We start from the raw sequence: 4149 nt of genomic DNA, 5'->3' as shown, positions 1-4149 counted from the left end.
AAACTATCCCAACTAGGGGCTGATTATCAATCTATAGACTGATTCTTTGTTATTTCATTAATAAAAGTTTCCATATTAGGATAAAATGGATTAAAGTTACCTCTATTAGGCTTATAAGAAAAATAATTGCGATAAGCTTCATCATAACACTTTAAATGGCTTGCAATATTAAGCCATAAAGCAAAACTCATATCCATTCCGCAACCTCTAATGGCAATGCCTTTTTCATCTACTTTTCTATCTGAAACCGCCTTGGCAATTTCATCAGGAATAGGCAAATATTGTTCTTTTTTATTTTTATAAAACACTTTAAAAGTGCGTGTCATTCCGCTTTTTGAAACACTTGTTAAAACAAGTGCAAGATTGCCTTTTAAAAGCGCTTCTTTAAAATCTTCGTAATTTTTTTCCATTCTATGTCTCCTTTTTTATAATTTTAAATAATCTCTTAAGAATAATTTGATGATTCTGTAAATTCTAAAACCATGAAAATCATGGAATTGTGTTTCATGATAATTTGTAAAAAAACTTTCTTCGAATAAAATTTCTTCTTTAATCTCTTTTTCTTTGCGAGAGATTTTAAGAATTTCAATTTTAATCTTTTCTTTCACATCTATAACGCAGGAAATTCTTGCTATAATCTTTTCACCTTTTGCCATTCTTTTGACAAAGATTTCTTGATTTTTATTCTTCATTCCTCTAAGACGAAATGCTTCTTCACATTCACGAAACTTTTTAAATTCTTTTAAATTTAAGTCATCAATATCATTTCTTAGTAATATGTTCATTTTTATTCTCCTAATATAATATTTATTTTTTTATCATTTAAACCTTTTTCTTCTAAAATAAGCTTGCAAATATATCTAAAAGTATTAATTTCTTTTCTAGCAACAATTTCAAGCCCATTAGTGGAATAAAAAACAGGTTCATCATCAACATCTGCCAAATAAGCAACATATCTTTTAAGCTCTGCGCAATAATTCTTAGTTTTAGGTAGGAATTGATAAGCTTCTCCATAAAGCTCAAATAACCTATCCCACAACCATTTAGAATCAACAAGCTCATAGCCTGCTTTTTCAACAATTTTTGTTTCAACAAAAAAAGTCATTAATGACAATACCATCTTTTACCCAATTTACAACCACTGTTTTCATTTCTTTTTTCCTTCAAAGATTAGTTCTAAACATACCAAAGGTACTGTTAAGAAAAACATTAAAAACCTTAATAAGCTCATAGGCTTTAACTTGCCAAAACACATCATAATTAACATGCAAAAAAGGCAAATTAAAACATAAGCTAAACTAAATATCCCAAACATACATATTATGCCCATTACAAAACTCCTCTTTTTTTAAGATCAGCTAATTCTTCATCAGAAAGCAAATTTTCTTGTCCCCTTTTATATGTGGTAACTAAAACCGCTCCAAACTCGCCTTGTCTTTCAAGAACAACAACAATATTGCTATCTTCATCAAGATATTTTTGAGTTGTTGCGATATGATAATCAGCACCACGCTGTAGAGGTGAGGTGTTTCTAATAGCTCTTGAAATAGCAACTGATAATGTATCATTTTCGACTTCTTCAAATCTTTGTGATACACGATCTGTAAAATGTTCTGTTGCTTTAATGCAGTTTAGGATTTGTTTTTTAAAAAGATTTATTAAAAAATCAACTTTGCTTTTGTCTTTTTTAGCTTCTTTATAGGCTAAAGCTCTTGAAAGCTTAGCTACAACAAGCTCGTTTGTATAAGTTAACATTTTTGTATCTCCTAATTGATTAGCCAATAAGAGATACTAATAACCCCTTTAGGGAATAAAAGCATCCCCTAAAGGCGAGTTTTAAGTAAGCACTACATTCTTATATCAACATATTTCAATAATGAACATTGTGTTGTGTAGTTGTAGTGTAAAAAGTAGAAATTAAGAGTTGAATTGTGGACTTAAGATTTCATCAAGTATTATCCTGACTTCTTTCATAATCTTTTCATCAACTTCACCTATTTTTTCAATTAATCTATCTTTTGAAAAAGACTTTATTTGAGAACAATTTATGGCTGAGTCTACATTTAAATTGTTTGTAGCATTCTTGTCAATCTTTAAAAACCAAATTCCTTTATAGAATTTATCTTGCCAAGTTGTTAAAGGCACAACAAAAACAAGTTTTTGATTAGAATTAAAAAGATTATTGCTTAAAATCAATGCAGGGCGTTTTTTAGTAATTTCTTCGCCTACTTGTGGTTCAAAATCAGCAATCCAAAGTTCGCCATATTTAACAATTTTAGATGATACCATCACCCACTCCTGCTTCTGCAAGTTCAAGTTGTTCCTTTTGGTACTCTTCATCATTTTTAAATGCTTCAAAGCTTTTTATCCATAAAGCCTTTCTTTGCTCTATTCTTTTACTTTCGTGCATTTGCTTTAATGCGTCTGTTAAAATCTGAGTTTTACTCATTTTTAGTTCCTTTGCTAATTTATCAAGCATTAAGCTTGCCTCATTGTTGAGAGTTAAATTAATTCTTTGCATGTGTTTTCCTTGCGTGTAATTTTATACACAAATTATAACACAAATTATGTGCAAAATAAACTACATTTTATAGCACTCTTCACAAAAGACAAAGTAGTTATTATTAATACCACCATCGCCTATATGAAAAATTGCGCTTTCCTTTTTGCCACAACAATCACAATCTGCTTTTAAATATAAAATTTCATCTGCATAAGATTTTAGTGTTTCCACATTATCCCAAGCATTTCCTTTTACATCATTAAGCAAACCTGCTACTGTTATAGTTATTTCTTTTTTTCTTGAAAGATTGATAATTTGTTCTAAAAAATCTTTCTTGAAAAATTGTATTTCATCTATAAAGATAAATCTGTACGAACTTAAGCTCGTATTTTCATTTCCAAAATTAAAGCGTTTAAGCTCATCATTCTTGTATTTTCTTGTAAAGAATTCCCTTGTATCACAACTTGGGCGAATAATGATAACTTCATCTTGAAATAATATATTAGAAGCTTTATCTATAAGTTTGGCAGATTTACCTGCTTTCATAGTGCCTAAAATCATTGTAAGCATTGAAACTCCTTATTTGACAGGATAGCCTGTAATGATTGTGATAATTCCCTTATCTCTATCTACGCCAAAAATAATAGCAGAGTTATTGCTTATAAGCTTATAGATTTTTTGAAATGGATTTTTTGCAATTTCTTGATGAATCAAAGCCACAAGACTAAGATCGATTTTTCTTTCTTGCAATCTTTCCGCAAAATGTTTACTAGGAATAATTTTAAAACCTCTCATTGTTCTCTCCAATCTATTCTAATAAAACCAAAATCTTTACAATATTTAGCTGTTTTAGCTGTTTTTATAAGATTTTCTATAAAGATTAGCTCATCGCTATCTAATTGATAATCAGATAATTTCAAGCTAAACAACTGTTCTGTAGGAATTTCTATAATAAAATCACTTGGCTCAGAATAATCAATTTCTAATTTTTCAAATAAATCCTCAAGCTTTTGTGTTTCATTTTGAAAGTACCCTTTACCATAAACTATTTCATATTTCTCAACTATACAACATTTAAAGTTCATATTAACCTCCTAAAACCATGATAATCTAATAAAGCCACTGTTTCTAGCATAAGGTGCTGTTTTTGCAACTTCAATTAAATCTTTTAAGAAGTCTTTTTCATCCTCATTTAAATCATAATCTTCTAAATTAAGATAAAGAACAGCTTCAGTGGAAACTTCAATTTCTTCACGCCCTTCATTCATCCAAGTATCATCAAGTAGTTCAACTTTTTCTAACAATTCCAATAATTCATTTTCACTGTTATTAAAATAACCACCTGTATATTTAACTTCATAATGAGTTGCTATATGACATCTGTATCCCATTTTATTTTCCTTTTTTTCTTTTTAATAAAAATAAAATAAATTGAATTATCCATTTAGCAGGATAAACGCTTGCGAAAAATAAAAACATTATCCAACAAACAGCTGCCAATGGTGCTAATTTAGTGAATGCAAAAATAACTGTGCAAACAAAAAATAGCGTTATCATGGTTACAAAATCCCAAAACTCTTGTTCTAATTTTCTTTTATTCATAATTTTTCCTTTTCTATTTTTTTTAAATTAAAAAAGGATAGAAG

At 28.8% G+C, this 4149-nt stretch carries 11 protein-coding genes; all 11 read right to left on the bottom strand.

The features are described from left to right. Window positions 1-26: 26 nt before the first annotated feature. On the bottom strand, window positions 27-410 hold the full coding sequence (locus CCO88_RS08375; protein ID WP_002794777.1) for a hypothetical protein: 384 nt from the start codon (window positions 408-410) through the stop codon (window positions 27-29). A gap of 15 nt (window positions 411-425) precedes the next feature. Beyond that, window positions 426-785 (bottom strand): hypothetical protein, encoded by a 360-nt coding sequence (locus CCO88_RS08370; protein ID WP_002794775.1) that lies wholly within the window; start codon window positions 783-785, stop codon window positions 426-428. Window positions 786-787: 2 nt separating this feature from the next. Further along, window positions 788-1105, bottom strand: coding sequence for a hypothetical protein (locus CCO88_RS08365; RefSeq protein ID WP_002840099.1), 318 nt, complete (start codon window positions 1103-1105; stop codon window positions 788-790). A gap of 224 nt (window positions 1106-1329) precedes the next feature. Then, a complete protein-coding gene (locus CCO88_RS08355) occupies window positions 1330-1755 on the bottom strand; it encodes a hypothetical protein (RefSeq protein ID WP_002840096.1) in 426 nt (141 codons plus the stop codon). A 162-nt stretch (window positions 1756-1917) separates the two neighbouring features. Next, window positions 1918-2289 (bottom strand): type II toxin-antitoxin system PemK/MazF family toxin, encoded by a 372-nt coding sequence (locus CCO88_RS08350; protein ID WP_002821280.1) that lies wholly within the window; start codon window positions 2287-2289, stop codon window positions 1918-1920. Continuing rightward, window positions 2276-2521, bottom strand: a complete 246-nt coding sequence (locus tag CCO88_RS08345) for a hypothetical protein (RefSeq protein ID WP_002821281.1) — start codon at window positions 2519-2521, stop codon at window positions 2276-2278. The genes CCO88_RS08350 and CCO88_RS08345 overlap by 14 nt, the downstream gene beginning before the upstream one ends. Before the next feature lie 60 nt (window positions 2522-2581). Continuing rightward, the gene (locus CCO88_RS08340; protein WP_002840095.1) at window positions 2582-3073 is read right to left on the bottom strand and encodes a thymidine kinase; all 492 of its coding nucleotides are present in this window, start codon (window positions 3071-3073) and stop codon (window positions 2582-2584) included. A gap of 9 nt (window positions 3074-3082) precedes the next feature. Next, on the bottom strand, window positions 3083-3298 hold the full coding sequence (locus CCO88_RS08335) for a hypothetical protein (protein ID WP_002794761.1): 216 nt from the start codon (window positions 3296-3298) through the stop codon (window positions 3083-3085). Further along, window positions 3295-3588, bottom strand: a complete 294-nt coding sequence (locus CCO88_RS08330) for a hypothetical protein (RefSeq protein WP_002794760.1) — start codon at window positions 3586-3588, stop codon at window positions 3295-3297. The genes CCO88_RS08335 and CCO88_RS08330 overlap by 4 nt, the downstream gene beginning before the upstream one ends. A 9-nt stretch (window positions 3589-3597) precedes the next feature. Next, entirely contained in the window at window positions 3598-3894 is a 297-nt protein-coding gene (locus CCO88_RS08325) for a hypothetical protein (protein ID WP_002840094.1), read from the bottom strand. A gap of 1 nt (window position 3895) precedes the next feature. Then, window positions 3896-4105, bottom strand: coding sequence for a hypothetical protein (locus tag CCO88_RS08320; RefSeq protein ID WP_002840093.1), 210 nt, complete (start codon window positions 4103-4105; stop codon window positions 3896-3898). Between the last annotated feature and the right edge of the window lie 44 nt (window positions 4106-4149).

Origin of the sequence: Campylobacter coli LMG 9860 (assembly GCF_000254135.1) — a bacterium.
Taxonomy (GTDB): Bacteria; Campylobacterota; Campylobacteria; order Campylobacterales; family Campylobacteraceae; genus Campylobacter_D; species Campylobacter_D coli.
The sequence above is the reverse complement of the archived record's forward strand: the minus strand, read 5'-3'. Positions and strand labels throughout refer to the sequence as shown.

Excerpts from the sequence above, each read along its gene's own strand:
- CCO88_RS08340 (WP_002840095.1), bottom strand. The coding sequence starts at position 3,073 with ATGCTTACAATGATTTTAGGCACTATGAAAGCAGGTAAATCTGCCAAA.
- CCO88_RS08350 (WP_002821280.1), bottom strand. The coding sequence starts at position 2,289 with ATGGTATCATCTAAAATTGTTAAATATGGCGAACTTTGGATTGCTGAT.
- CCO88_RS08345 (WP_002821281.1), bottom strand. The coding sequence starts at position 2,521 with ATGCAAAGAATTAATTTAACTCTCAACAATGAGGCAAGCTTAATGCTT.
- CCO88_RS08335 (WP_002794761.1), bottom strand. The coding sequence starts at position 3,298 with ATGAGAGGTTTTAAAATTATTCCTAGTAAACATTTTGCGGAAAGATTG.
- CCO88_RS08325 (WP_002840094.1), bottom strand. The coding sequence starts at position 3,894 with ATGGGATACAGATGTCATATAGCAACTCATTATGAAGTTAAATATACA.
- CCO88_RS08330 (WP_002794760.1), bottom strand. The coding sequence starts at position 3,588 with ATGAACTTTAAATGTTGTATAGTTGAGAAATATGAAATAGTTTATGGT.
- CCO88_RS08375 (WP_002794777.1), bottom strand. The coding sequence starts at position 410 with ATGGAAAAAAATTACGAAGATTTTAAAGAAGCGCTTTTAAAAGGCAAT.
- CCO88_RS08365 (WP_002840099.1), bottom strand. The coding sequence starts at position 1,105 with ATGACTTTTTTTGTTGAAACAAAAATTGTTGAAAAAGCAGGCTATGAG.
- CCO88_RS08320 (WP_002840093.1), bottom strand. The coding sequence starts at position 4,105 with ATGAATAAAAGAAAATTAGAACAAGAGTTTTGGGATTTTGTAACCATG.
- CCO88_RS08355 (WP_002840096.1), bottom strand. The coding sequence starts at position 1,755 with ATGTTAACTTATACAAACGAGCTTGTTGTAGCTAAGCTTTCAAGAGCT.
- CCO88_RS08370 (WP_002794775.1), bottom strand. The coding sequence starts at position 785 with ATGAACATATTACTAAGAAATGATATTGATGACTTAAATTTAAAAGAA.